Origin of the sequence: Mycolicibacter heraklionensis (assembly GCF_019645815.1) — a bacterium.
Taxonomy (GTDB): domain Bacteria; phylum Actinomycetota; class Actinomycetes; order Mycobacteriales; family Mycobacteriaceae; genus Mycobacterium; species Mycobacterium heraklionense.
Genome location: NZ_CP080997.1, coordinates 3756912 through 3783578, shown reverse-complemented (window position 1 = coordinate 3783578; position 26667 = coordinate 3756912). Strand labels below are relative to the sequence as shown.

Genomic DNA, 26667 nt, shown 5'->3' with positions numbered 1-26667 from the left:
CGGGGACCGCCTCAACGGGCCGCCAGCGCCGACGAGTCGCCGAGCTGTGCCGAGGCCGCGGAGAAGCCGAGCTCCAGGTCCGCCAGGATGTCTGCGATGCCCTCGATGCCGACCGCCAGCCGGACCAGGCCCGGGGTGACACCGCTGGCCAGCTGCTCTTCGGCGCTGAGCTGGGCGTGCGTCGTCGACGCCGGGTGAATCACCAGCGAGCGCACGTCACCGATGTTGGCGACGTGGCTGTGCAGCTGCAGTGCGTCGACGAACGCCTTGCCGGCCTCGATGCCGCCCGCGAGCTCGAACGAGAGCACACCGCCGACACCCTTCGGTGCCAGCTGCTGGGCCCGGGCATGCCACGGCGAGCTGGCCAGCCCGGCGTAGTTGACACTGAGCACGTCGTCGCGGGCCTCCAGGAACTCCGCGACCCGCTGGGCATTGGCCACGTGACGCTCCACCCGCAGGCTCAACGTCTCCAGGCCCTGGGCGATCAGGAACGCGTTGAACGGCGAGACCGCCGCCCCCAGGTCGCGCAGCAGCTGCACGCGGGCCTTCAGCGCGAACGCGGGTGCGCCCAGCTCGGCGAAGACCACCCCGTGGTAGCTCGGGTCGGGTGTGGTGAAGCCGGGGTGGCGGCCCTGCGTCCAGTCGAAGCTTCCGCCGTCGACGATCACGCCGCCGATCGCCGAGCCGTGCCCGCCCAGGTACTTGGTGGCCGAGTGCACCACGATGTCGGCACCGTGGGCCAGCGGCTGGATCAGATAGGGCGTGGCAACCGTGTTGTCGACGATCAACGGCACCCCGTGCTCGTGCGCCACTCCCGACACCCCGGGGATGTCGAGCACGTCGATCTTCGGGTTGGAGATGGTCTCGGCGAAGAAGGCCTTGGTGTTCGGCCGCACCGCCGCCCGCCAGGACTCCAGGTCATCGGGGTCCTCGACGAAGGTGGTCTCGATGCCCAGCTTGGCCAGCGAGTGGTGCAGCAGGTTGTAGGTACCGCCGTAGAGCCGTGGGCTGGAAACGATGTGGTCACCGGCGCCGGCGAGGTTCAGGATCGCGTAGGTCTCCGCGGCCTGCCCGGAGGCCACCAGCAGGGCGGCGACCCCGCCCTCGAGTGCGGCGATCCGCTGCTCGACGACGTCGGTGGTCGGGTTCATGAGCCGGGTGTAGATGTTGCCGGGAACCTCCAGGCCGAACAGCTTGGCCGCGTGATCGGTGCTGTCGAACGTGTACGACGTGGTCTGGTAGATCGGCAGCGCGCGCGCATTGGTGGCAGCGTCGGGAGCCTGCCCGGCATGGACCTGCTTGGTCTCGAACGACCAGTGCGAACTGGGGTCGGTGTTGTTCTCGGCGGTCATCGGTGAATGTTTTCCTCGGAGTTGTTATCGCTGGGTTGTCGAACGGATTCGGCGTGGGTTAGCGACAACAGCAACGGGTGAGCGGGCGCAAGGAGGCACGCATCAGGTTCCCCTGTCTACTCGGGGGGCCCGTTGTGGCGGACCCGCGCTTGCCGCGTAGCCGCTGGTGGCTACTCAACCCGGTCATCACCCGGGGCACCCCACCGCGGTTGGAGGGTTGCCGGCCAGCAAGCCGGGGCTTCGCGCTGGCACTCATGACCGTCAAGCAGCTTATCGCATCTCCCGGAGCTGTCGCCACCTGCTCACCGGCGGTGGACGCGCCGGTGAGGTACGCGATACTGATGCCGCCGTGTACCACGCGGCACAAAATCGTTCGCCACGAACCTGACGCCGGGAGAACAGCCATGTGCGCCGACCAACCGACCATCATCTACACGTTGACCGACGAGGCGCCGCTGCTGGCGACCTACTCGTTCCTGCCCATCGTGCAGGCTTTCACCGGACCCGCGGGTATCGACGTGACGCCCAGCGACATCTCCTTGGCGGCCCGCATCCTCGCGGAGTTCCCCGACGAGTTGACCGAGGAGCAGCGAGTACCGGACAACTTGGCCGAACTGGGGCGGCTCACCCTGCTGCCGGACACCACCATCATCAAATTGCCCAACATCAGCGCGTCGGTGCCGCAGCTGGTCGCCGCCATCAAGGAGTTGCAGGGCAAGGGCTTCGCGCTGCCGGACTTCCCCGAGGACCCGAAGACCGACCGGGAGCGCGACGTGCGCAACCGCTACGCCAAGTGCCTGGGAAGCGCGGTGAACCCCGTTCTGCGGGAAGGCAACTCGGACCGTCGAGCGCCCAAGGCGGTCAAGGAGTACGCACGCAAGCACCCGCACAGCATGGGCGAGTGGTCGCAGGCGTCGCGCACTCACGTGGCGACCATGAAGCACGGCGACTTCTACCACGGTGAGAAGTCGATGACGCTGGACCACGACTGCGACGTCAAGATGCAGCTGAAAGCCAAGAGCGGCAAGACCATTGTGCTCAAGGAGAAGGTGTCGCTGCTCGACGGCACCGTCATCGACTCGATGTTCATGAGTGTCAAGGCGCTGCGTGAGTTCTACGAGGAGCAGATGGAGGACGCCCGCAAGACCGGCGTGATGTTCTCCCTGCACGTCAAGGCCACCATGATGAAGGTCAGCCACCCCATCGTGTTCGGCCACGCCATCAAGGTGTTCTACAAGGACGCCTTCGCCAAGCACCAGGCGCTCTTCGACGACCTCGGCGTCAACGTCAACAACGGCCTGGTCGACCTCTACAGCAAGATCGAGGCGCTGCCGGCCTCCAAGCGTGAGGAGATCATCGAGGATCTGCACGCCTGCCACGAGCACCGTCCCGAGCTGGCGATGGTGGACTCGGCCAACGGCATCACGAACTTCCATTCGCCCTCGGACGTGATCGTGGACGCCTCCATGCCGGCGATGATCCGGGCCGGCGGCAAGATGTACGGCGCCGACGGGCGGCAGAAGGACACCAAGGCGGTCAACCCCGAGTCGACGTTCGCGCGGATCTACCAGGAGATGATCAACTTCTGCAAGACCCACGGCCAGTTCGACCCGGCCACTATGGGCACGGTGCCCAACGTCGGTCTGATGGCACAGAAAGCCGAGGAGTACGGCAGCCACGACAAGACCTTCGAGGTCCCCGAGGCCGGTGTCGCCGAGATCGTGGACCTGGCCACCGGCGAGGTGCTGCTGAGCCAGAACGTGGAGACCGGCGACATCTGGCGGCTGTGCACCGTCACCGACGCCGCCATCCGGGACTGGGTGAAGCTGGCCGTCCAGCGGGCCCGGGCATCGGGCATGACGGCGGTGTTCTGGCTGGACACCGAGCGTCCGCACGAGGCCGAACTGCGCAAGAAGGTCAAGACCTATCTCAAAGACCACGACACCGAGGGCCTGGAGATCCAGATCATGCCGCAGGTGTGGGCCATGCGCTACACGTGCGAGCGGCTGATCCGCGGCCAGGACACCATCGCCGTCACCGGCAACATCCTGCGCGATTACCTGACCGACCTGTTCCCGATCCTGGAGCTGGGCACCAGCGCCAAGATGCTGTCGATCGTGCCGCTGATGGCCGGGGGCGGCATGTACGAGACGGGCGCGGGCGGCTCGGCCCCCAAACACGTCAAGCAGCTGGTGGAGGAGAACCACCTGCGCTGGGATTCACTCGGCGAATTCCTGGCGCTCGGCGCCAGCTTCGACGATCTGGGCGCCAAGACCGGCAACCCGCGGGCCAAGATCCTCGGCCAGACGCTGGACGCGGCGATCGGCAAGCTGCTGGACAACAACAAGAGCCCGTCGCGCAAGACCGGGGAGCTCGACAACCGTGGCAGCCAGTTCTACCTCGCCAAGTACTGGGCGGAGGAGCTCGCCGCGCAGACCGAGGACGCCGGGCTGGCCAAGCACTTTGCCGCGTTGTCGGACGCACTGGACAAGAACGAGGACGTCATCCTGGGCGAACTGGCCGAGGTCCAGGGCAAGCCGGTGGACATCGGCGGCTACTACGCGCCCGACCACGACCTGACCTCGGCGGTGATGCGGCCCAGCCCGGCGCTGAATGCGGCGATCGACGCCAAGGACTGACTCGGCAGCCGACCTGGGAGTGGGTCACTCCAGGATGGCGAGTACTTCGTCGAGAGTGGCGGTGCCGCCGACCTGATTCAGTCGCGTGGTGTCGAACATCGCCGGGCCGGTGGCGGCCGTCTCGGTCAGCAGGTAGCGGCCGGTGCCGGGGGCGCGGCGCACGGTGTCCTCGGCCGCGCAGGTGCCGATCAGCTTCACCGCGTCGGCGAAGTTGATGCCCACCTGGAACACCTCCGGTTCGGCTTGCAGTACGCCGGTCAGCCGGGTGATGAGGTTCTCCGGGGCAAAGAACCGCCAGCCCGAGTCCAGCCGCAACCAGTAGCGACCAACGACGGCATCGCTGATTTCGGTGCCGGGATCGGCGAACTCCACAAACGGATACCGCTGCGCCAGCAGCCCCCGATCTTCGGCTGACAGGCCGGTGTCGATCACCAGGAAGCGTCCGGCGCGCGCCACGTCGAGGCAGCAGTGCAGGAGCGAGTTCAGGGTCTGCTCGGTGCTGGCTCGGTCGGGCCCGGTGCGCAGGCTGACCGTCACCTCAGTGTCAGGCGGCCCGGCAACCAGGTTGTGCGCCAAGGCTTCCGGGTAGCTCGATGCCGCGTCGAGCATGGCCGGAACCGAAAAGTCGCGGTTGGAAGCGATGCGTTGCCGTTCGTCATCGGGGACGTCGGCGAGGGCCAGCAGGCCTCGGCACAGCGTGAACGCTTCGTCGTGGTTGCCGAGCCAGGAGGCGCACACCGCACGCTCGTCGGTCGCGCGGAAGGTGTAGACCCCCGCATCGACCCAGAGGTTGTCGTCGGGCATCGGGATTTCCTCGGCTTGTCTGGCGAAGAGGTGACCGAGCTCGTAACGCCCCGCGGAGCGGTAGGCGAACGCGATGCAATACAGCGGTTCGGCACGGGTCGGCCGAAACTCCCAGGCCCGTAGGTAAGCGGCCTGCACCTCCGGCCACGGTTCACCGAGTACTTCCATGGCGCCGGCTTTGCGGTACAGCGAGAAGTAGACCTCTTCGTCGTAGCCCCCCATTTGAGTCCGCCGTTCGTACCACGTGATCGCGGCGGCGTAATCCTCGAGATCGAAGCAGCTCTGCGCCAGATAAAAGACCGACCTCGCGTCCTCGGGATTGCATTCGACCTCGGCTAGTAGGAGATCCCGGTCGCGGGCATACTTCTGTGGATCCAGGTTACGGGCGCCCAGGCGCCGTGATTCGATGGCGAAGTCGTCGTTGAGGCGGGAAGTGACGTGGTCTTCATCGCATTCGACGTACTCGTGGACCACACCGACGTAGCGCACCGGCAGCCCATCGCGGAACATCTGAGGGCGCCAGCCTCTGACGGCTTCCTGCCGGATACGGAACTCGTAGATGTCGGCGTCCAGGCCGGTGAAATCCGGTGTGCCCACGAGCGTGTCGTCGGCGTCGATCACCAAGATGTAGTCGGCGCGGCCCTGGGCCAGGGTCAGTGCCTCGGTGCGGTTGTGCCCGAAGTTGTGCCAGGGCCGCTCGTACAGCTCGCCGGGAATGCCCAGGGTGGCCATGTGGTCGCGGATGATCTGTTGGGTGCCGTCCTGCGAGCCGGTGTCGACGATCACCCACGAACTGATGTAGGGCGCGGTGGCGTCCAGCACCTCCCGAATGATGTGGGACTCGTCTCGCACGATCATGTTGAGGCAGATCGTGGGGGTGTTCGCCGGATCGGACACGGTCGGCAGATTACCTGGTGCCCGGTGAGTGTGAGTCCACCGACGAAAGCGCCGGGAGATTCGCCGTGGATTTCACAGTCGGCGGTGGTCAAGGCGCCGGGCGTGCGACAATTCGCCGGTAAGGCGATGACGATGTAGGAAGCCGGTGCGAATCCGGAGCGGTCCCGCCACTGTTATCGGGGGAGTGAACTCACCCGAGAGCCAGACACTCACGTCGTCGCAACCTCCGATTCGGGGCGGGTAACCCGAGAGAGCTGACGAACGTGACCGCGCCGATCTGGATCGCGTCTCCGCCCGAAGTCCACTCGACATTGCTGTCGGCCGGACCTGGGGCCGGTCCACTGTTGGCGTCGGCGACGGCATGGAGCTCGTTGAGCACCGAATACGGTGCGGTCGCCGACGAGTTGACGGCGCTGCTGGGAGCAGTGCAGGCCGGGGCCTGGCAGGGCCCGAGCGCCGAAGCGTATGTGGCGGCCAACCTGCCGTACCTGGCGTGGCTGATCCAGGCCCGCATCGCCAGTGCCCTCACCGCCGCCGCGCAGCAGACCGCCGCCAGCGCCTACAACAGCGCGCTGGCAGCGATGCCGACGCCGGCGGAGCTCGCGGCCAACCACGCCACCCACGCGGTGCTGGTGGCCACCAACTTCTTCGGCGTGAACACCATCCCGATCACGCTCAATGAGGCGGACTACGGCCGGATGTGGTCGCAGGCGGCCACCGTGATGGCCACCTATCAAGCCGTTGCCGGCACCGCGGTGGCTTCGAGCCCGCAGACGTCCGCGGCGCCGCAGATTGTCAAAGCGCAGTCCGCGGACGCCAGCCAACCGCAGCTCCCGCCGGATCGGCAGAACGAGATCATGGAATGGCTGCAGAACAGCGGCTATACCGACTTCTACAACAACGTGCTGCAGCCGATGATCAACGAGCTGGCGAACAACCCCTTCTTCTCGTCGATGTTCGGCGGGTTCGACCCCTGGCTGCCCATCCTGGGCAACCCGCTGGGCTTCCTGAGTCCCTACAACATTGCGTTCGCGATCGGCTACCCGATGGACTTCGGCTCGTTCGCCGCCTACCTGTCGCAGACGTTCGCGTTCATCGGCGCCGATATCGCCGCGGCGTTCGCATCCGGCAATCCCAGCACCATTGCCTTCACGCTGATGTTCACCGCCGTGGAGGCGATCGGCACGATCATCACCGACGTGATCGCGCTGCTCAAGACGTTGCTGGAGCAGGCTCTGGTGTTGATTCCGGTAGTGCTGCCGATGCTGACCGCGGCGCTGGCGCCACTGGCCGCGGCACCGTTGGCGGGACTGGCGGGGCTGTCCGGTCTGGCTGCGCTGCAGGCCGTACCGGTGCCGTTGGCCCCGGTCCTGCCCCCGCCGTTCGCCGGACTGACGGTGGCTCCCACGCCGCCGGCTCCCGCGCCGGCCCCCGCTCCCGCTCCGGCCCCCGCGCTGGCGACGCCGACGCCGCCCGGTGCGCCGCCTGCGCCCCCGCCGCCGCCCGCGCCACCGCTGTCCCCGGGCGACAGTCTGGCCGCGATGTATCTGGTCGCCGGCGTGAGCCAGCAGGCTCGCCGGCCCGCGGGCACCGGCGCACGGCGCCGCCGCCAGGCGCCCGAGCCCGACACCAGCGAGGTGCCGGCGCCGGTGGCCGCCGAGGCGAAGGCCAAGGCTCGCCGGCGTCGCAAGGCGAAGGTGGACATGCTCGGCCGCGGCTATGAATACATGGACCTGGAGGACGCCGCGGACGACGTGGTGCCGAGCGGACTCACCGCCCTTGCCGCGGACGCTTTCGGCGGCGGCGCCACCACCCCGATGACGCCGGGCACCTGGATGCCGGAGTACGGCAGGCAGACGAGCTAGGGGCTGTCAGCGCGGTCTGCGGTAGGACTCCAGATAGGACGGCAGCGCGATGGCCGGGTCGAGATCGGCGGCCGGCTCCGGAAGCCCGGCCACCAGGCTCAGCGGAACCATCCCGGCCCAGTGCGGCAGCGCCAGGTCCTCGGCGTCGTCGGCGGGGCCGCCGGCTCGTATCTTGGCCGACACTTCGACGAGGTCGAGAGCCAGCACCGCCGTCGCCGCCAGTTCGCGGCGGTTGGGCGGCCGGGTGTCGGCGGCCCGGCCGGGCGCGACGTGATCGAGCAGCGCCGCCAACGCGAGCCGCTTCTCGCCCTCGTCGTCGACCAGGCGGGCGGAACCGATGACCACCACCGAGCGGTAGGCCATCGAATGGTGCAGTGCCGAGCGGGCCAGCACCAACCCGTCGACCAGGGTGGCGGTGACGCAGACCGGCAGACCGGCGGGGCCGGCGGCCAGCACCGGGCCGCTGCCGGTGGACCCGTGCAGATACAGCGTCTCGTCGACCCGGGCGTGCGTGGTCGGCAGCACCACCGGATGGCCGTCGCGGGCATAACCCAGATGGCAGATCAGCGCCTCGTCCAGGATGCGGTGCACGACCTCGCGATCGTAGCGGGCCCGTTCCCGGTACCGGGTCGGGGTGGTCTGCGGTGTCGGTGCATAGGACACGGACTTGCCTCCAACTATGTACTAGTGCAATATAAAGTACGTGGCAGTACAATATCGGATTTCCGGTGAGGGTGCTGAGGCTATCGCGGCCAGCGTCGAGGAAGGCATCGCGGACGGTGCGCTGGCGCCGGGCGCAGCGTTGCCGCCTATTCGCGGTCTGGCGCAGCAGCTCGGGGTGAATCCGAACACCGTGGCCGCCGCCTACCGGCTGTTGCGCGACCGCGGCGCCGTCGAGAGCTCGGGCCGGCGCGGCACCCGGGTGCGCGACCGCCCGGCGACCACGCCGCGTTCACTGCGCGGGCTGGCCGTACCCCCGAACGTGCGGGACCTGTCCACCGGAAACCCCAACCCGGCACTGCTGCCCGTTATCGCCGCCGTGCCGGGACCCGTTGTGCTTTACGGGGATCCCCCGATCGCACCGGCACTGGCCGAGCATGCCGCGAGCGAGCTGGCCGCCGACGGCGTGCCGGCCGACCACCTGGCGGTCACCTCGGGAGCCCTGGACGGAATCGAGCGGGTGCTCAGTGCGCAGCTGCGCCCCGGTGACCGGGTGGCGGTCGAAGATCCGGGGTGGCCCAACCTGCTCGACCTGCTCGGCGCATTGGGGCTCACCCCGGAGCCGGTCGGGGTCGACGACGACGGTCCGCTGCCGGCCGACCTGGCCCGCGCGCTGCGGCGCGGGGTGCGTGCGGTGGTGGTGACCAGCCGCGCTCAAAACCCCACCGGTGCAGCGGTTTCCGCGGAGCGTGCCAACGTTCTGCGGGGGCTGCTGGACGAATCGGAGGTGCTGCTGATCGAAGACGACCACGGTGCGGCGATCGCCGGGGTGCCGCTGCACCCGCTGGCGGGCGTGACCCGGCGCTGGGCGTTCGTGCGATCGGCGGCCAAGGCGTATGGCCCGGACCTGCGGTTGGCGGTGCTGGCTGGGGATCAGCGCACCGTCGAGCGTGTGCAGGGTCGGCAGCGGCTGGGGCCGGGCTGGGTCAGTCACCTGCTGCAGAACGTGGCGGTCGAACTGTGGGACGATGCCGCGGCGGCGCGGCGGGTGGCCGACGCCGAAGCCGCCTACCGCGCGGCCCGCGTCGGGCTGTGCACGGCGCTGGCCGACCGGGGCGTGGTCGCGCACGGCCGTTCCGGGCTCAACGTGTGGATCCCGGTATCCGACGAGGCGGTGGCGATGACGGCGTTGTTCGCCGCGGGCTGGGCCGCGGCCCCGGGGGCGAGGTTCCGGATCCGCGGCACCCCGGGCCTGCGGGTCACCATCGCCGAGCTGGCCCCCGCCGACGTCGGCCCGCTGGCAGATGCGATCGCGGCAGCGGTGCGTGGCCCCGGCCGGGGCAGCGTGTAGCCGCGCTTTGCCGCCAGAGAGATGCGGTGGCGTGCGATAATGCACCGGTACGGCAACGATGGTGCAGGAAGCCGGTGTGAATCCGGCACGGTCCCGCCACTGTGATCGGGGAGCGACCCTCAACAGCCACGGCTCTTAGCGGAGTTGGAAGGCGAGGCGAGCGTTGATCCGAGAGTCAGGACACTCACATCGTCGCATCCTGCGACCCGGGGCGGTGTACCCCGAGAGAGCTGACGAACCCCTATGTTTCGCCCTTTTCGGGTGGCATCCGGCGGTCCGCGATGACGGCGCCGATCTGGATGGCCTCTCCGCCAGAAGTACATTCGATGTCACTGTCGGCCGGGCCTGGTGCCGGCCCCTTATTGTCGTCGGCCGCTGCGTGGAGCGCGCTGAGCACTGAATACGCCGAGATCGCCGACGAGCTGACGGCGGTGCTGGGCGCGGTCCAGGCCGGAGCGTGGCAGGGCCCGTCAGCCGACGCGTTCATGGCGGCCAACGTGCCCTACCTGGCGTGGTTGGTGCGTGCCGGTGGCGATGCGACGGTGACGGCCGCACAGCAGCAGACCGCGGCGGTGGCCTACACCAGCGCGTTGGCGGCGATGCCGACCATGGCCGAGCTGGTCGCCAACCATGTCACGCACGCGGTGCTGGTGGGCACAAACTTCTTCGGTGTCAACACGATTCCGATCGCGCTGAACGAGGCCGACTACGCGCGGATGTGGGCGCAGGCCGCCGCCGTGATGACCGCTTATCAGGCGGTGGCCGGCGCCGCGGTGGCGACCGCCGCGGCAGCTCAGACCGAACCGGCGCCCACGGTGCTCAAGACGCCCGGCAGTGCGGCGGATACCGCGCCGGAGCCACCGCAGTGGTTCCTCGACTTCGCCAAATGGCTGGAAAGTCTGGTGCCCAGTCCGCCCTATCCCGACAGCAGTCAGTACCCGCTGTATGCCGAGTTGCAGGAGTTCTTCAACAAGATCGGTTTCACCGGGTTCGCAGACCCGCTCGCCGATTTCTTCGCCAGCCTGCAGAACGGATCGTCGTTGCTGCCGCCGTGGGGTGTCCCGGGGTCGTGGCTGGCGTGGACCGGCAACCCGCTGGGCTACCTCAACCCCGCAAACCTGGCCTACATCTTCTCGGTGCCGCTGGACCCGGGCTCCTATTTCGCGTTCACCAGCATCGTGATCGTCGACGACCTGATCGCGATCATGTACACCGCGCTGTTCAACCCGCAGGGCCTGGGCCTGGTCATCCCGATGGCGATGGTCGAGATCGTCGGGTCCACGATCGGCAACACCATCCAGGCGCTCAACTACCTGATCACCCAGACGGCACTGCTGCCGGCGCTGTTGCCGGCGCTGGCCGCCACGACCGTGCTCACTCCGGCCGGAGTGATCGGGGGTCTGGGTATCGGGGCGCTGGCGCATCATGCGGCAGTCGCCGCGGTGCCGCCCCCGCCCGCCCCGCCGCCACCCGGGCTGGCGATGGCGCAGCCGCCGGCACCGGCTCCCGCGCCGGCTCCTGCTCCGGCGCCGCCACCCGCACCGGCGCCCGCCCCGGCCGCGGCCGCCGCACCGCCCCCCGGCGCGCCGCCGCCGACTCCCGCCGGGCCACCGTCGGTCACCATGCCGGCCTACATGTACATGGTGGGCGGTCTGGACATGGGCGCTCGACGGGGCTCGGGCACCAGCACTCGCAAGAAGGCGGCACCGAAACCGGACAGTGCGGAGGTTCCCGAGGCCGCCGCGGCGGAGCAGGTCGCGACGCAGCGGCGCCGGCGTAAGGCGAAGGCCGGCATGCTCGGGCGCGGCTACGAGTACATGGATCTGGAGCCCGGCCCGGTGCCGGAGGTGCCGGAACTCGCCGGGGCGGTCGCCTCGAGTCGAGGCGCCGCGGCGCAGGGCTTCGCCGGTGGCACCCACCGGGTTGCCCGCGCACAGCCGAGCGGGCTGACCGCGCTGGCCGACGATGGTTTCGGGGGCGGCGCGGTCAGCCCGATGATGCCGAATACCTGGCAGGGCTCCGAGGAATAGCGGGGGACCAGCCCCAATACCGTTCAGTCAAGACTGGACGGTATCGGGGTAGGCCGTGTTCACGGCGGGCCTCGTAGGGATAGTTGCCCGCCTCTGCGCGACAAACCGCCGCGGGCGCATCCACACCCGCAGTTTGTCGCGCAGAGGTGGGCAACTCTGCTATTCCCCGGTGCCGCTACGCCAGGGACTGCCCGGGGCTAGCCGCCGGGTCTGTTGGGGCGGTCCAGCTTCGGCTCTCCTTCGTCGAGTCTCGCTAACCGCCGCAGCGGATCTGACTCCCGCCGCGGTCCAGCGGGTCCGGCCCCAGGCCGAGGTACTTGTCGCGCAGCTTGTCCCACAACTCCAGCTGGCCCCACTCGGGCTCATCGCGCATCTGCTGGTCGTTGGTGAGGAACGGGTTCGGCAGCATCACCGTCATCATCTGCTCGTCGCGGCCGTTGAACAGGCGCACTCCCCACGACTGCGGGTTGCCGTCCTTGCCGATCCGGCGGTACAGCTCGGCCCGGGTGCAGCGGCGAATCCGGCCCAGCTCGTTTCCGCTGGCTCGGTGCTTGCCGATGCAGAGGTGAAAGTGCCAGCGGCCGAAATCGATAGTGGCGTAACCGTCGAGCATGGCGATCTTGCGCGGCGCGTTGGGCGCGGCCACCTCCCAGGCCGCGCCCTGCATGATGATGCCGAACCAGATCTCGTCCCAGTACTCGTCGAAGCACAGGTGCAGCAGATCCAGCAGGCTCTGCTGGTCGGTGGGCAACGGCCAGAGTTGTTCGCGGCCGCGGTCTTCGGTGTCGACGATCGGGGGATCGGCAACGACGGTGCCGGTGTTCTCGGTCATGGGAATCCCTTCCTCTATCGGTCCAAGCGAACCGGGGGTTTGTGGGTCAGTGCGCAGTCGCCGCACAGGCCGCCGCCGGGCGTGCGATAGAAAAGGCAGCAGCTGGTACGCCGGTAGTCCGTATCGGAACCGTTGAAACATATTGTGCCGGTGAGGCGTTCGTCGTCGCATAGCTTGCGGGCGAGAGCCCATCCCGGTTCGTCGGCAAGATCGCCACCGCTATGCCAGCGCAAGGCGCGGGCGGCACCCAGTACCGCGGAGGCGGCATTGCCGAGCAGCAGCCGTTCCGAGATCGGACCGAGCCGCTGCGCCGCGGCGGCTAACGGCTCCAAATGTCCGGTCAGGATCATGTCGGCCAGCGCCGGCTCCAGACTCTCGTTCGCCGACGATCCCTGCCAGGCCACCGGGTTCGGCAGGTGCAGGCGGACCGCCCCTTCCGAATCGGTGTACCAGAGCTGATCGGGGTCCAGGTCGATCAGCAGCGCGTGCTCAGCGACCCCGCCCAGCCCGATCGACCACAGTCGCGCCGCGAATCCGAGGAAGAAAGTGGACACCGCCACGCGGAGATCCGGCGCCCCGATGCGCTCCCGGACGTGGGCGACCGCGCCGGCGAGCAGCTTCTCATCGGTGTAGAGCTGCGTCACCGGACGCCAGTCGGCGCCGTCTGCGATCCCGGTGGAGACCGCGAAATAGGAGCTGACAGCGGATAACTCGGTGAGCGCCGCGATCGTCTCATCCCGGGAGGCGCAACGGTGTGGGATCGTCGGCAGCGCCCGCAGCCGCTGCGGCAGGTCACGCAGCGCGGTGAGCTGGTTGCCGCTCGCGGTGCGCACGGCGATGGCGTCGGGATCGGTTGCTGTGAGCACGATTTCGGCGGAGTCGCCGAAACCCCAGCCCTCCCGCGACAGCACCCGGGTCAATGCTGAACGCAACGGTTCTTCGGCGTCGACCCGGGCGGTGCGCTCGTTCTCGTCGCCGACGAAGGTGAACATCCCGCTGGCCGGGTCGAAACGCAGGGTGCCGTTGCCGAACATGTCTCCGATCCGCCCGGACAACATCAGCTCTTCGCCGACGGTGTCCGTTAGGGTGCCCGCCGGATCCATCAGCCACACCCGGTCGGCCACCCGCAGCGCCAATTCCAAGTCGTGAGTGCTCAGCACCACCGCCAACTGCTGGTCGCGGGCGAGCTCGCGCAGCAGCCCGAACAGTGCGGCCCGCGACGACACATCCAGAAACGCGGTCGGCTCGTCGAGGATCAGCAGACCTGGTTGCTGGGCCAGCGCCCGCGCGGTCAGGACCCGCTGGCATTCGCCGTCGGACAGTTCGGCAGCCGGCCGCGACGCCAGATGCTGCGCGCCGGTCGCTGCCAGCGCCCAGTCGATGATCTCCTCGTCGGCCGGACGCAGCCGGCCACCCAAACCCAGGTGCGGGATGCGGCCCAGCCCGACCAGCTCCCGCGCCGACAGCAGGCCCGGGTCGACTCGTTCGGTCAGCACCACCGCGACCCGGCGGGCCAGCTCGTCGCGGGGCAGTGCGGTCAGGTCGGCGCCGTCGAGCAGAACCCGCCCGCCGAGCGCGGGCTGCAGTCCGGCCAGCGTGCGGATCAGGGTGGACTTGCCGGCGCCGTTGGGCCCGATCAGCACGGTCAGCTCGCCGCGGCGGGCCTGGGCGGCCAGCCCGGCCGCCACCGTCACCGACCGGCGCCGGCCGCGGTAGCCGATCACCAGGTCGGCAAGCTCGACCGCCGGTGCGGCCGCGGTGGGCGTCATGACGGCAACCCCGATCCACGACGGGCCCGCAGCAGCACGGTGATCACCACCGGCGCCCCGACCAGCGCGGTGACCGCGTTGATCGGGATGACCAGGTCGCTGCCGGGCACCTGGCTGACGAGGCCGCAGCCCAGCGCGGCGACCGCGCCCAGCAGGATCACCGCCGGGACCACCACCCGGTGGTCGGAGGTACCGACCACGATGCGGGCCACGTGCGGCACCACCAGCCCGAGGAACGCGATCGGTCCGCAGAACGCGGTCGTCACACCCGCCAGCAGGGACGCCGAGATGACCGTGACCACCCGCGCCCGATGCACGTTGATGCCCATCGTCGCCGCGTAACTCTCGCCGAGCAGCAGGGCGTTGAGCGGCCGGATCGTCAGCGCCGCGGTCACCAGCCCGAGCGCCACCAGCGGCAGCAGCAGCTCCAAATCGGCCCAGCCGGTCCCGGCGAAACTGCCCAGGCCCCACAGCAGGTACTGCTGCACCCGCTGCGGATCGGAGTACACCATCGCCAGACTCACCAGCGCGGTGCTGGCCGCCCCGAGCATCACCCCGATCAGCAGCAGCGTCGCCGCCGAGCGGGTCCAGCGCGACAGCACCAGCACCAGCGTGAGCATCGCCGCGGCGCCCAGGGCCGCCGCGATGACCTCCCCGGCGCGGCCCGCGCCGGCCATACCGGTGGAGAAACCGGCGCCGGCCGCACCGCCGAACAAAACCACCACCGCGACGCCGAGGCTGGCCCCGGAGCTCACGCCCAGAATGTAGGGATCGGCAAGCGTGTTGCGGAACAGGGTTTGCAGCTGCAGGCCGGCGACGCCGAGCGCGGACCCGGCGGCCAGCGCGGTCAGCACCCGAGGTAACCGCATGTTCCACACGATCACCTGCCAGCGCGGGTCGGAGGGTTCGGCGCCGAACAGCACCTGCACGGTGTCGAGCACCGGAACCCGCACCGGCCCGAGCACCAAACCCAGCAGGGCCAACAGGACCACGGCAGCGCCGAGCGCGGCCAGCACCAGGGCGAGACGCGGCTTCACCGCGGCACCCGCCGGTAGAACTCGAACGCGTGGTTGGCGACGAGCTCGGGATGCAGGATCGCGACGAGGTCGCCGAGCAGCAGATCAGGTCGCGCCGTGCCGCGTTCCCAGTAGAGATTGCCGCCTCCGGGTGTGATCGCCTTGGTGGCCGACCACACGTGACCGGTCCGCAGCGAGGTCAGCTCGCCGTAGCGGCTGTCGCGGGCCACCGCGTCGCCCAGGGTGTGCCAGTCGTCGGTGACCAGCCACACCGGCGCCGTGCCGGCACGGGCGTACACCGACTCGAAGTTCAGTTGCCGGTTCTCGGCGCCGGTGTCCGACAGCCAGGGGTAGGTGCCGCCGGCGTCGGCGACCAGACGTCCCGAGTAGCTGTCACCGGTGGGCATCGACCAGCTGCCGGAATACATGGTGCCGGCCAAGACCTCGACGGGCTTCGCTGCGGTGGCTTGGGCGGCCAGCGCGCGGTAGCGGTCGCGAATGGACTCATACGCCCGCCCGGCCTCACGCTCGGTTCCGGTCAGCGCGGCGAACACCTTGACCCACTCGGCCCGGCCCAGCGGAGTGGATTCCAGCCATTCGGCGTCGGCCAGCACGGGAATACCGGCTTCGCGCAGCTTGGCATAGCCGGGGTCATCGATCCCCTCGGTGACCAGCAGGTCGGGGCCCGCGCCGATCACGCGCTCGACATTGATCTGCCCGCCGGGTGCGTAGCCGACGATCTCACCGCTCTCGATGCGCGCGCGGATCTGCGGGTCGGCGACGGCGGCCGGGCTCGCGACCCCGGTGACCACGCCGGCTTGGCCGAGTTCGGTGATCATCGCCAGGTGCGTCGTCGAGCCCGAGTAGAGGCTGTGTACCGGGACGGTGATCCGCTGGGAGTGGGCAAGCTCGCCGGTCAGTGCCGGCGCGGGCGCGCCGCAGCGCACCAGCACATAGGACACCGGCTTACCGCCCAGGTAGGGCCGATTGACGGTCAGGATCTGGTAGCTGCCGCGGTAGGTGATGGAGAAGTTGGTGGCCTCGGTCAGCGTCGACTTGTCCGGAAAGTAGTCGGCGGCCGGATCGAAGTCGGTGATGCAGCCGGCACGTGCCTCCGGTGTGCGAGAGGCGGGTTCGCCGGAGCATCCGGCCAACGGGGTGGCCAGCGTGATCAGCAGCGCAAGGACTACCCGCAGCGCACGACACATGGGCGTGAGTCAGCTTCCTCGGGGTACACCGCCCCGGTACGCAGGACGCGATGACGTGAGTCTCCTGGCTCTCGGATCACTGCTCGCCTCGCCTTCCAACCCCACAAGTGGCGGGCCGTGGCTGATGAGGGTCGCTCCCCGATGACAGTGGCGGGACCGCGCCGGATTCGCACCGGCTTCCTCAATCGTCATCGCCTTACCGGCGACATTCTTGCATGCCGTGCTGGGCTAGGCTGGCCGCCGTCTCGTGGCATCAGGAACCCGGTGTGAATCCGGGGCGGTTCCGCCACTGTGTTAGCCAGATACTGGCCGCGGGACATCCGACTATGCGGGGCGCGAACCCCCAGGAGGAACCGGCTATGCGGCGCATCGCGCTCCTATCCACATCCGACACCGACCTGCTGTCCGCGCGGGCCAGCGGCGCGGCGTACCGGCTCGGTAACCCCGCACGCCACGACATCCAACCGCTGCTCGACGGGGTCGATGTGGTGGTGCTGCGAATCTTGGGCTCGTCGGCCGAGATCGCCGATGAGCTGAAGCTGCTGCGCGCGACCGGCTTGCCGCTGGTGGTGCTGGGCGGGGAGCGCTCACCCAACGCCGAGCTGATGGAGTGCTCCACGGTCCCGATCGGGCTGGCCGCGCAGGCGCATGCCTATCTCGCCGAGGGCGGGCCGGCCAACCTCGCGCAGCTGCACGCGTTCCTGTGCGACACGGTGCTGCTCACCGGGGAAGGCTTCGACGAGCCGGCGGTGATCCCGGAGTGGGGCTACGGGAAGCGGAGCGAGCCGCCCGCGGCTCCCGACGCGGTGCGGATCGGGGTGCTCTACTACCGGGCGCATGAGGTCAGCGGCAACGCCGGGTTCGCGCACGCCCTGGCCGACGCCATCGATGCCTGCGGCCGGGCAGTGGGGGTGCCGATCTTCGCCGCGTCGCTGCGCAACGCCCCCGACGAGCTCTTCGCCGCGTTGGGGCAGCTCGACGCGGTGGTGGTCTGCATGCTGGCGGCCGGTGGGGCGATGAACGCCACCGCCGGTGTCAGTGCCGGCGACGACGACGGCGCCTGGGACATCGAACGGATCGCGGCGCTGGACATCCCGGTGTTCCAGGGACTGTGCCTGGCGTCCTCGCGCGCGGACTGGGCGGCCAACGACGACGGCGTGACCCCGCTGGACTCGGCCACCCAGATCGCCATCCCGGAGTTCGACGGCCGGATCATCACGGTGCCGTTCTCCTTCAAGGAGATCGACGACGACGGGCTGCCGCACTATGCCGCCGACGCCGAACGCTGCGCCCGGGTCGCGGGTGTGGTGGTGAATCACGCTGTGCTGCGCCGCATTCCGAATGCGCAGAAGAAGCTGGCGCTGGTGCTGTCGGCCTACCCCACCAAGCACTCCCGGGTCGGCAACGCCGTCGGGCTGGACACCCCGGTGTCGGCGGTGCGGCTGCTGCGCCGGCTGGCCGACGAGGGCTACGACGTCGGGGACGGCTTCGGGGTGCTGGACATCGATGACGAGACGGCTGCCGGGGATCGGCTGATCCACACCCTGATCGAGGCCGGCGGGCAGGACGAGGACTGGCTGTCCGCTGCGCAACTGTCCGACGCGCAGGTCCGGGTCACCGCGCAGCAGTACGCGCAGTGGACCGCCGAGTTGCCCGACGAGCTGCGCGACGCGATGGCGACGGCGTGGGGCCCGGCGCCGGGCAAGCTGTTCGTCAACGATTCCGGCGAGATCGTGCTGGCCGCACTGCAATCCGGCAACATCGTGCTGATGATCCAGCCGCCCCGCGGGTTCGGGGAGAACCCGGTGGCGATCTACCACGATCCCGAGTTGCCGCCCAGTCACCACTATCTGGCCGCATACCGTTGGCTGGCACATGGTTTCGGTGCGCACGCGGTGATCCACCTGGGCAAGCACGGATCGATGGAATGGCTGCCCGGTAAGACCGCGGCGTTGTCTTCGGCGTGCGCCACCGACGCGATGATCGCCGACCTGCCACTGGTCTACCCTTTCCTGGTCAACGACCCCGGCGAGGGCGCCCAGGCCAAGCGACGGGCGCACGCCACCATCGTCGACCACCTGATCCCGCCGATGGCGCGTGCGGAGTCCTACGGCGACATCGCTCGGTTGGAGCAGCTGCTCGACGAGTACGGCAACATCGCCACGATGGACCCGGCCAAGCTGCCGGCGATCCGCGGCGAGATCTGGAACCTGATGCGGGCCGCGGAGATGCACCGTGATCTGGGCCTCGACGAGCGGCCCGAGGATGAGGAGTTCGACGACTTCCTGCTGCATGTCGACGGCTGGCTCTGTGAGATCAAGGACGCCCAGATCCGCGACGGTCTGCACGTGCTCGGCGGTGCACCGACCGGCCCGGAGCGGGTGAATCTGGTGCTGGCGATCCTGCGCGCCCCGCAGGTGTGGGGCGGGGTGGACCACGCCGTGCCCGGACTGCGGGCCGCGCTGGGCCTCAAGGAAGGCGCTGCCGCCGCCGCAGTCGACGAGATCGAGGACCGCGCGCGCGAACTGGTCGAAGCCATGGAGGCGGCCGGCTGGGAGACCGGTGTCGCCGACACGCTGCATCCCGACCCCGAGGTGTGTCGGGTGCTGAGATTCGCGGCCACCGAAGTGGTTCCGCGGCTGGCCGGCACGGCGGCCGAGCTGGACTCGGTGCTGCACGCGCTGGCCGGCGGGTTCGTACGGCCGGGACCTTCCGGGTCCCCGTTGCGCGGCCTGGTCAACGTGCTGCCCACCGGGCGCAACTTCTACACCGTCGACCCCCGCGCGGTGCCGTCTCGGCTGGCGTGGCAGACCGGTCAGGCGATGGCCGACTCGCTGGTGCGGCGCTACCTCGACGAGACCGGCGGCTACCCGGAGTCGGTCGGGCTGTCGGTGTGGGGAACCTCGGCGATGCGCACCTCGGGGGACGACGTCGCCGAGGTGCTGGCCCTGCTCGGCGTGCGGCCGGAGTGGGATGAGGCGTCCCGGCGGGTCTCTGGGCTCGAAGTGGTTTCGCTGGCCGAGCTCGGTCGGCCCAGAATCGATGTGACGGTGCGGATCTCGGGGTTCTTCCGGGATGCCTTCCCGCACGTGGTGACGATGCTCGACGACGCGGTGCGGCTGGTGGCGGCGCTCGACGAACCCGACGAGGCGAACTTCGTGGCGGCGCACGCCCGCGCCGACCTCGCCGAGCACGGCGACCTGCGTCGGGCCACCACCCGGGTCTTCGGTTCCGCACCCGGTTCGTACGGGGCCGGGATCCTGCAGGTGATCGAATCCGGAACCTGGCGTGACGACAAGGACCTGGCCGAGGTGTACACCACCTGGGGCGGGTTCGCCTACGGCCGCGGACTGGACGGCTGCGCCGCATCCGAGGACATGCGCACCAACTACCGCCGGATCAAGGTGGCGGCCAAGAACATCGACACCCGCGAGCACGACATCGCCGACTCCGATGACTACTTCGTCTATCACGGCGGCATGATCGCGACCGTGCGGGCGCTCACCGGCGCCGACCCGAAAGCCTACGTGGGGGACTCGACGTCGCCGGACGCCGTCCGCACCCGCACGCTGGCCGAAGAGACCGCGCGGGTGTTTCGGGCCCGGGTGGTCAACCCGCGCTGGATCTCCGCGATGCGCCGACACGGCTACAAGGGTGCGTTCGAACTGGCCGCCACCGTCGACTATCTGTTCGGGTTCGACGCCACCGCGGGAGTGGTGCACGACTGGATGTACGAGAAGCTCGCGGCCGAGTACGTCCTGGACCCGCAGACTCGGGAATTCCTCGACAAGTCCAACCCGTGGGCGCTGCACGGCATTGTGGAGCGACTGCAGGAGGCTGCCGACCGGGGCCTGTGGGAGCAACCCGACCCGGAGACCCTGGCGGCATTGCGGCAGGCTTACCTGGACGTCGAGGGGGACCTGGAGGACCGGTGAAGGTTTGGATTCTCGGTGTCGGCATGGGGCCTGCGCACGTCACCGCCGAGGTCGCCGACGCGCTGCGATCGGCCGACTACGTGGTGGCCCCCGAGAAGTCCTCCGACGACGCCCTCTTGGCACTTCGGCGGGCAGTCGTGGACGCGTACGCCGGCACGGTTCCGATCGTCACCGTCTCCGACCCGCGCCGGGACCGTTCCCCGGGGCTGACGACGGCCGGGTATGAGAACGCCGTCGCCGACTGGCATGCGGAGCGCGCGGCGCGCTACGCCGAGGTGCTGCGTGAGCGGGGAGGAACCGCAGCATTTCTGGTGTGGGGTGACCCGGCGCTGTACGACTCGACGATCCGCATTGTCGAGCAGGTGAAAGCCCTTGGGCTTGAACTGGATTACGATGTGCTGCCCGGGATCAGCGCCCCGCAGCTGCTGGCGGCCCGGCACCGGATCGTGCTGCACGAAGTGGGTCGGCCGGTGCACATCACCACCGGCCGGCGACTGCTCGAGGCGGTCGATGAAGGCCAGGACAACATCGTCGCGATGCTCAACAGCGAGCTCGATCTTTCCGCGGTGGCCGACTGGACGATCTGGTGGGGCGCCAACCTCGGCGCGACGGGGGAGCGACTGATCAGTGGCCGAGTCGCGGACGTCGCCGACGAGATCGCGGCCGCCCGTGGCGCGGCCAGGGCCGAGGCGGGTTGGGTGATGGACGTGTTCCTGGTGCGGCGAACCTGATGGCGGGCATCCTGATCGCCGGAACCACCAGCGACGCCGGAAAGACCGTGGTGGCCACCGGTGTGTGCCGGGCGCTGGCCCGCCGCGGTGTGCGGGTGGCGCCGTACAAGGCGCAGAACATGTCGAACAACTCCATGGTGTGTGTCGATGCCGACGGCGTGGCGACCGAAATCGGCCGGGCGCAATGGATTCAGGCCTGCGCTGCCCGAGTCGAGCCGGAGCCCGCCATGAATCCGGTTCTGCTCAAGCCCGGCAGCGACCAGCAGAGTCATGTGGTGTTGATGGGCCGGCCGTGGGGAACCCTGTCGTCGTCGAACTGGATGCACGGCCGAGCGGAGTTGGCCGCGGCGGCGCACAGCGCCTACGACGATCTCGCCGGACGCTATGACGTTATCGTCGCAGAGGGGGCAGGTAGTCCGACCGAGATCAATTTGCGGGCAGGCGATTACGTGAACATGGGCCTGGCTCGGCACGCCGGCCTGCCGGTGGTGGTCGTCGGCGACGTGGACCGCGGCGGGGTGTTCGCGGCGTTCTTCGGCACCGTCGCCCTGCTGTCGAGCGAGGACCAGGCGCTGGTGGCCGGGTTCATCGTGAACAAGTTCCGTGGCCAGCAGCGGCTGTTGGAGCCCGGCCTGGCCGATCTGGAGCGCCTCACCGGCCGACGAGTGTTCGGCACGCTGCCGTGGCACCCGGAGCTGTGGCTGGACTCCGAGGACGCGCTCGACCTGGACGGCCGGCGCTCGGCGCGCACCGCGGCGCGACGGGTTGCGGTGATCCGGCTGCCACGGATCAGCAATTTCACCGACCTGGACGCACTCGGGCTGGAACCCGAGCTGGACGTGGTGTTCGCTGCCGACCCGCGCGGGGTGTCCGACGCCGATCTGGTGGTGCTGCCCGGAACCCGGGCAACGATCAGCGATCTGGCCTGGTTGCGGTCGCGCGGAATCGACTCCGCGATCGCCGCGCACGCCGCCGCGGGCAAGCCGGTACTGGGGATCTGCGGGGGCTTCCAGATGCTGGGCCGGATGATCCGCGATCCCCAGGGAATCGAAGGAGCGCCCGAGGTGGCCGGGCTGGGTCTGTTGGACGTCGAAACAAGCTTTGCCGCAGACAAGGTGCTGCGCCTGTCCGACGGCGGCTACGAGATCCACCACGGCCGCATCACCCGCGGTGACGGTGCCGGTGAGTTTCCCGGCGGCGCCCGGGCTGCTCAGGTGTTCGGCACCATGCGGCACGGTGCCCTGGAGTCCGACGCGCTGCGCGCGGCATTCCTGCGTGACACCCTGGGCCTGGAGCCGTCGGGTGTGTCCTTTCCCGCCGCCCGGGAGCGTCGCCTCGACCTGCTCGGGGATCTGATCGAAGAACACCTGGACGTCGACGCCGTGCTGGAGCTGGCGGGCGGCGGGCCGCCGGCGGGACTGCCGTTCCTACCGCCGGGGGCACCGTGACGCGCCTGTTGCTGCTCGGCGGCACCGCCGAAGCCCGAGCACTCGCCGATCGGCTGGTCGCCGCGGGTGTCGACGTCACGACCTCGCTCGCCGGCCGGGTCGCCGACCCACGGCTGCCGACCGGGGCGGTGCGGATCGGCGGATTCGGCGGAATCGACGGTCTGCGAGCGGCATTGGCCGCCTACGACCTCGTCGTGGACGCCACCCACCCGTTCGCGACGACGATGTCGGCCAACGCGGCCGCGGCATGCGCGGCGGCCGGGCGGCCGCTGCTGCGGCTCGAGCGGCCCGGCTGGTCGCAGCGCGCCGGACAGTCGTGGCAGTGGGCCGACTCGCACGCCCACGCCGCGCAGATCACCGCCCGGCTGGGGCGGCGGCCGGTGCTGACCATCGGGCGTCAGCAGTTGGCGTCGTACCTGCCGGCGCTGGCCGACGCGGAGGTGCTGGCGCGGGTGGTCGAGCCGCCGTCGATCAGCCTGCCGCCCAACTGGTCGGTGATCAGGGACCGGGGTCCCTACGCGCTGCCCGGTGAACTCGAGTTGCTGCGCGATCACCGCGCCGATGTGGTGGTCACGAAGGACTCCGGGGGTGAATACACCTGGCCGAAGATGCTGGCCGCCGAGGAACTCGGCCTGCCGGTGGTGATCGTGCGCCGCCCGGCCCGGCCGGCGGGCGTGCCGGCAGTGTACGACGTCGAACGAGCGCTGGCCTGGGTGCTATCCGGCGATTGAGGCGACCTGCAGTGCGGCGCCCGCGGTCAGCAGTGCGGCGACCTTGACCACTTCCATCCCCGCGTAGGCGTAGTGGGCGCGGGAGCGCTCGATGATGCCGCCGGGTGGGGCGGTCTGCGCGGCCAGCACCGCATCCGAGCGGCGGCGCAGTCGGGGCCGGACCACCAGCACCTGAACGGTCAGCACTGCCACCGCAACGCAGACCCCCGCCAGCGCCAGCGGCCCCGGGCGATCGGCGGCCACCGCGAGCACCACCACCGTCGCCAGCGCGATCTCCACCGCATTGAGGGCCCGGAACACCAGGCGACCGATGCCCAGCCCCAGGGGAATGGTGATCCCCGGCGCCCGGAACTTCAGCGGCGCTTCCAGGAACGAGATCGCCAACACCATGCCCAGCCAGGCAAAAACGACTGCTGCCGCGAGAGCACCCATAGCGCCACCTCCAGGGATACCTGTGTCCGTCGGTTGCAGGTAACGTATCTGTGTCGCGTCGTAACAGACAAGAGTCTTTGGTCGGTAATCCTGGCCACCCGCCGTCGGGCAGACTGGCAAGCGTGATTGTGGAACATGGAGTGCTGCCCATCCGGCCGGGCAGCGAAGCCGATTTCGAAGCAGCGTTCGCCAAGGCGCGACCGCTGATCTCCGCCCAGCCCGGGTTCCTGGGCATTTCGATGTCCCGGTCGGTCGAGTCGCCGAATCTGTACCTGCTGCTGGTGCAGTGGGAGAACATCGAAGCCCACACCGAGGGTTTTCGGAAGTCCCCGGAATTCGAACAATGGCGTGCGCTGTTGCACGGTTTCTACGAGTCACCGCCGGTGATCGAGCACTTCGTGGGCATCGACTGAGGAGATGGTCGCCCGTGGACGCAGAGCGGACTCTGGAGTTCAACGCCCGTAACATCGCGGAGTTCCGCAGCAGCGGCGGAAAACTCGGAGGACGGTTCGCAACCTACGGGCAAACCCCTCGGCCACTGTCGAACTCGGCACCGACACCTTCCCGGTGACGGCCACCGAGATCACCGGCGCCGAACATGACCGGCTCTATGGGATTCAGGCACAGCGTTACCCGGGTTTTGCCACCTATCGGGAGCGCACCGATCGGGTCATCCCGGTCGTCGAGCTGAGTCCCGTGAACAGCTAACTCAGAGGATGTAGAGCATCTCCTGATAGGTCGGCAGCGGCCACAGGTCGTCGGCCACCACACTCTCCAACGTGTCGGCGGCGGCCCGGACAGCATCCATGGCGGGCAACAGCGCCTGCTGGGCATGCTTGGCCTCGTCGAACGCGGATTCCGCCGAATGATCGGACAGGGCCTTCTTCAAGGTGTCCAGGGCTCCGATTAGTGCGCTGATCGGCTCCGAGACGTCCTGCAGGAGTGCCAAACTCGGGGTCATACCTGCCGCGGTCAATGCAGCGGCGTTCTGCGCGAGCTCTGTTTGGTAGCGGATCGCGGCCGGCAGGATGGTGGTCGAGCCGAGTTCGAGCGCCAGCTTGGCCTCGACGCCGATGGTCAGTGCGTACTGTTCCAGTCGCACCTCGTAGCGGCTGTGCAGCTCGCGTTCGTTGAAGACGCCGTATTTCTCGAAGACTTCCACTGCCTCGGGTTTGATCAGTTCCGGGATGGCGTCCAGCGTGGTCTTGAGGTTGGGCAGCCCGCGGGTGGCGGCCTCGGCCTGCCAGTTCTCGGAATAGCCGTCCCCGTTGAAGACCACCGCCCCATGTTCGGTGATGACGTCGGTCAGCAGCTTCTGCACCGCGGTGTCGAACTCTTCACCATCGGCTACCGCTGTCTCCAGCGCGGTGGCCAAGTAGTCGAACGAGTCGGCCATGATGGTGTTCAGGACGATCATCGGCACGGCGACGGTCTGGCCCGCGCCGGGTGCCCGGAACTCGAATCGGTTGCCGGTGAAGGCAAATGGGCTGGTGCGGTTGCGGTCGCCCGGGTCGGTGGGCAGCACCGGCAGAGTGTCGACGCCGATGATCATGCTGCCCTTACCTTTTGACGACGTCGCAGCGCCCTTGGCGATCTGCTCGAAGACGTCTGCGAGCTGATCGCCGAGGAAGATCGAGATGATCGCCGGCGGCGCCTCATTGGCGCCCAGTCGGTGGTCATTGGTGGCTGAGGCCACCGAAACGCGCAGCAGCCCGCCGAACTTGTGCACGGCACGGATGACCGCCGCGCAGAACACCAGGAATTGGGCATTTTCGTGCGGAGTGTCACCCGGCACCAGTAGCGAGCCCAATTCAGCATTGCCCACCGAGAAGTTGACGTGCTTCCCTGAGCCGTTCACCCCGGCAAAGGGCTTCTCATGGAACAGGCACTCCATACCGTGCTTCTTGGCGATGGTCTTGAACACGGTCATCAGCAACTGCTGGTGATCTGAGGCGATATTGGCCTGCTCGAACATCGGGGCCACCTCGAACTGAGCCGGGGCAACCTCGTTGTGGCGAGTCTTGACCGGAATGCCGAGCTTGAACAGCTCCCGCTCGGTGTCCATCATGAACCCCAGCACCCGCTCGGGGATCGCCCCGAAGTAGTGATCGTCGAACTCCTGCCCCTTGGGTGGCTTGGCTCCGAACAAGGTGCGGCCGGCGTTGATCAAGTCGGGCCGTGCCAGGAAGAAGTGCCGGTCGACCAGGAAATACTCCTGCTCGGGGCCACAGAACGAGACCACCTTCTCCAAGTCCTTGTGCCCGAACAGTTTCAGAATGCGCTCGGCGTGTGCACCCATCGCCTGTTGGCTGCGGAGCAGGGGCGTCTTGTAGTCCAGCGCCTCGCCGGTCATCGACACGAAAACCGTGGGGATGCACAGGGTGTTGCCGTTGGGATTCTCCAGAATGTAGGCGGGGCTGGTGACGTCCCAGCCGGTGTAGCCGCGGGCCTCGAACGTCGATCGCAGACCTCCGGACGGGAAGCTCGATGCGTCAGGCTCGCCCTGGGTTAGGGTCTTGCCGGCGAACTCAGCCAGCGCCTGTCCGTCCGAAACGGGCTCGAGAAAGCTGTCATGCTTTTCTGCGGTCAGCCCTGTCATCGGATAGAACACGTGCGCGTAATGGGTCGCGCCCTTCTCCAACGCCCAGTCTTTCATCGCCGCGCCCACCGCGTCGGCCACCGTCGGGTCAAGCTTGGCGCCCTTTTCGATGGTCGCTACCACCGATTTGTAGATCGCCTTGGGCAGCCGGGATCGCATCTCCGCCTTGGTGAACACGTTGGCGCCAAAGATCTCACCCGGGGCTTTTGCAGGGTCGAAGCTGCAAGCGGGGGGCACATGGGCTTCGACTTGCGCAATCGCCTGCAAGCGGGTGGTGTTTCCACTCAATGGAGTTCCTATCGTGACAGGTGGCGTGAGTGGCTTCACCCTAGGAAGGTTCGATGGCGGAGCTGTTACAGACGTGTCAC

Annotated in this window: 19 protein-coding genes and 5 riboswitches; of the genes, 10 read left to right on the top strand and 9 right to left on the bottom strand. The window is 68.9% G+C overall.

Features of this window, described 5'->3' with window-relative positions; all coding sequences use genetic code 11:
• Window positions 1–11 precede the first annotated feature (11 nt).
• Window positions 12–1352 carry a bifunctional o-acetylhomoserine/o-acetylserine sulfhydrylase gene (locus K3U94_RS17945; RefSeq protein WP_047321495.1) on the bottom strand — a complete coding sequence of 447 codons (1341 nt, stop codon included), beginning with the start codon at window positions 1350–1352 and terminating at the stop codon, window positions 12–14.
• 140 nt (window positions 1353–1492) lie between these two features.
• Window positions 1493–1612: riboswitch (SAM riboswitch) on the bottom strand.
• Between the two features lie 144 nt (window positions 1613–1756).
• On the opposite strand from K3U94_RS17945, the gene K3U94_RS17940 reads away from it, so the two are divergent.
• Window positions 1757–3991, top strand: a complete 2235-nt coding sequence (locus K3U94_RS17940) for an NADP-dependent isocitrate dehydrogenase (protein WP_220694592.1) — start codon at window positions 1757–1759, stop codon at window positions 3989–3991.
• A gap of 24 nt (window positions 3992–4015) precedes the next feature.
• Here the strand turns inward: K3U94_RS17940 and K3U94_RS17935 are convergent, their stop codons facing one another.
• Window positions 4016–5692 carry a glycosyltransferase gene (locus tag K3U94_RS17935; protein WP_230987202.1) on the bottom strand — a complete coding sequence of 559 codons (1677 nt, stop codon included), beginning with the start codon at window positions 5690–5692 and terminating at the stop codon, window positions 4016–4018.
• A 91-nt stretch (window positions 5693–5783) separates the two neighbouring features.
• A riboswitch (cobalamin riboswitch) is annotated at window positions 5784–5925 on the top strand.
• 30 nt (window positions 5926–5955) lie between these two features.
• Between K3U94_RS17935 and K3U94_RS17930 the strand changes: the two genes are divergently transcribed.
• On the top strand, window positions 5956–7557 hold the full coding sequence (locus tag K3U94_RS17930) for a PPE family protein (RefSeq protein ID WP_220694591.1): 1602 nt from the start codon (window positions 5956–5958) through the stop codon (window positions 7555–7557).
• 6 nt (window positions 7558–7563) lie between these two features.
• On the opposite strand, the gene K3U94_RS17925 is transcribed toward K3U94_RS17930, so the two are convergent.
• The gene (locus tag K3U94_RS17925) at window positions 7564–8220 is read right to left on the bottom strand and encodes a pyridoxamine 5'-phosphate oxidase family protein (RefSeq protein ID WP_220694590.1); all 657 of its coding nucleotides are present in this window, start codon (window positions 8218–8220) and stop codon (window positions 7564–7566) included.
• A 40-nt stretch (window positions 8221–8260) separates the two neighbouring features.
• Here K3U94_RS17925 and K3U94_RS17920 point away from each other — a divergent pair, with 40 nt between their 5' ends.
• On the top strand, window positions 8261–9568 hold the full coding sequence (locus K3U94_RS17920) for an aminotransferase class I/II-fold pyridoxal phosphate-dependent enzyme (protein WP_220694589.1): 1308 nt from the start codon (window positions 8261–8263) through the stop codon (window positions 9566–9568).
• Between the two features lie 22 nt (window positions 9569–9590).
• Window positions 9591–9774: riboswitch (cobalamin riboswitch) on the top strand.
• Window positions 9775–9894: 120 nt separating this feature from the next.
• The gene (locus K3U94_RS17915) at window positions 9895–11598 is read left to right on the top strand and encodes a PPE domain-containing protein (protein ID WP_434084878.1); all 1704 of its coding nucleotides are present in this window, start codon (window positions 9895–9897) and stop codon (window positions 11596–11598) included.
• A 253-nt stretch (window positions 11599–11851) separates the two neighbouring features.
• On the opposite strand, the gene K3U94_RS17910 is transcribed toward K3U94_RS17915, so the two are convergent.
• Genes K3U94_RS17910 through K3U94_RS17895 form a run of 4 tightly spaced genes read right to left on the bottom strand, consistent with a single transcriptional unit; the run spans window position 11852 to window position 16423 of the window.
• Window positions 11852–12430, bottom strand: coding sequence for a DUF7676 family protein (locus K3U94_RS17910; protein ID WP_047318654.1), 579 nt, complete (start codon window positions 12428–12430; stop codon window positions 11852–11854).
• 14 nt (window positions 12431–12444) lie between these two features.
• Complete coding sequence (locus K3U94_RS17905) at window positions 12445–14199, bottom strand: ATP-binding cassette domain-containing protein (RefSeq protein ID WP_220694587.1); 1755 nt, start codon at window positions 14197–14199, stop codon at window positions 12445–12447.
• The gene (locus K3U94_RS17900; protein ID WP_220694586.1) at window positions 14196–15236 is read right to left on the bottom strand and encodes a FecCD family ABC transporter permease; all 1041 of its coding nucleotides are present in this window, start codon (window positions 15234–15236) and stop codon (window positions 14196–14198) included. The genes K3U94_RS17905 and K3U94_RS17900 overlap by 4 nt, the downstream gene beginning before the upstream one ends.
• Window positions 15233–16423, bottom strand: coding sequence for an ABC transporter substrate-binding protein (locus K3U94_RS17895; protein WP_220694585.1), 1191 nt, complete (start codon window positions 16421–16423; stop codon window positions 15233–15235). Before K3U94_RS17895 ends, K3U94_RS17900 begins: the two co-directional genes overlap by 4 nt.
• 37 nt (window positions 16424–16460) lie before the next feature.
• A riboswitch (cobalamin riboswitch) is annotated at window positions 16461–16649 on the bottom strand.
• A riboswitch (cobalamin riboswitch) is annotated at window positions 16638–16751 on the top strand. (Overlaps the previous riboswitch by 12 nt.)
• Window positions 16752–16782: 31 nt before the next feature.
• Here K3U94_RS17895 and cobN point away from each other — a divergent pair.
• Genes cobN through K3U94_RS17875 form a run of 4 tightly spaced genes read left to right on the top strand, consistent with a single transcriptional unit; the run spans window position 16783 to window position 23268 of the window.
• Complete coding sequence (gene cobN / locus K3U94_RS17890; protein ID WP_220694584.1) at window positions 16783–20358, top strand: cobaltochelatase subunit CobN; 3576 nt, start codon at window positions 16783–16785, stop codon at window positions 20356–20358.
• Window positions 20355–21089, top strand: coding sequence for a precorrin-6A synthase (deacetylating) (gene cobF / locus K3U94_RS17885; protein ID WP_220694583.1), 735 nt, complete (start codon window positions 20355–20357; stop codon window positions 21087–21089). The genes cobN and cobF overlap by 4 nt, the downstream gene beginning before the upstream one ends.
• Window positions 21089–22537 carry a cobyric acid synthase gene (locus tag K3U94_RS17880; protein WP_220694582.1) on the top strand — a complete coding sequence of 483 codons (1449 nt, stop codon included), beginning with the start codon at window positions 21089–21091 and terminating at the stop codon, window positions 22535–22537. The genes cobF and K3U94_RS17880 overlap by 1 nt, the downstream gene beginning before the upstream one ends.
• A complete protein-coding gene (locus K3U94_RS17875; protein ID WP_220694581.1) occupies window positions 22534–23268 on the top strand; it encodes a cobalt-precorrin-6A reductase in 735 nt (244 codons plus the stop codon). The genes K3U94_RS17880 and K3U94_RS17875 overlap by 4 nt, the downstream gene beginning before the upstream one ends.
• Here K3U94_RS17875 and K3U94_RS17870 read toward each other — a convergent pair.
• The gene (locus K3U94_RS17870) at window positions 23254–23700 is read right to left on the bottom strand and encodes a hypothetical protein (RefSeq protein WP_220694580.1); all 447 of its coding nucleotides are present in this window, start codon (window positions 23698–23700) and stop codon (window positions 23254–23256) included. The genes K3U94_RS17875 and K3U94_RS17870 overlap by 15 nt on opposite strands.
• A 122-nt stretch (window positions 23701–23822) precedes the next feature.
• Between K3U94_RS17870 and K3U94_RS17865 the strand changes: the two genes are divergently transcribed.
• On the top strand, window positions 23823–24113 hold the full coding sequence (locus K3U94_RS17865; protein WP_047318663.1) for an antibiotic biosynthesis monooxygenase family protein: 291 nt from the start codon (window positions 23823–23825) through the stop codon (window positions 24111–24113).
• A gap of 154 nt (window positions 24114–24267) precedes the next feature.
• Window positions 24268–24408, top strand: a complete 141-nt coding sequence (locus K3U94_RS24385; RefSeq protein WP_350355347.1) for a nitroreductase/quinone reductase family protein — start codon at window positions 24268–24270, stop codon at window positions 24406–24408.
• A 1-nt stretch (window position 24409) separates the two neighbouring features.
• Here the strand turns inward: K3U94_RS24385 and K3U94_RS17855 are convergent, their stop codons facing one another.
• Window positions 24410–26587 (bottom strand): glutamine synthetase III family protein, encoded by a 2178-nt coding sequence (locus tag K3U94_RS17855; RefSeq protein WP_220694579.1) that lies wholly within the window; start codon window positions 26585–26587, stop codon window positions 24410–24412.
• Window positions 26588–26667: the final 80 nt, after the last annotated feature.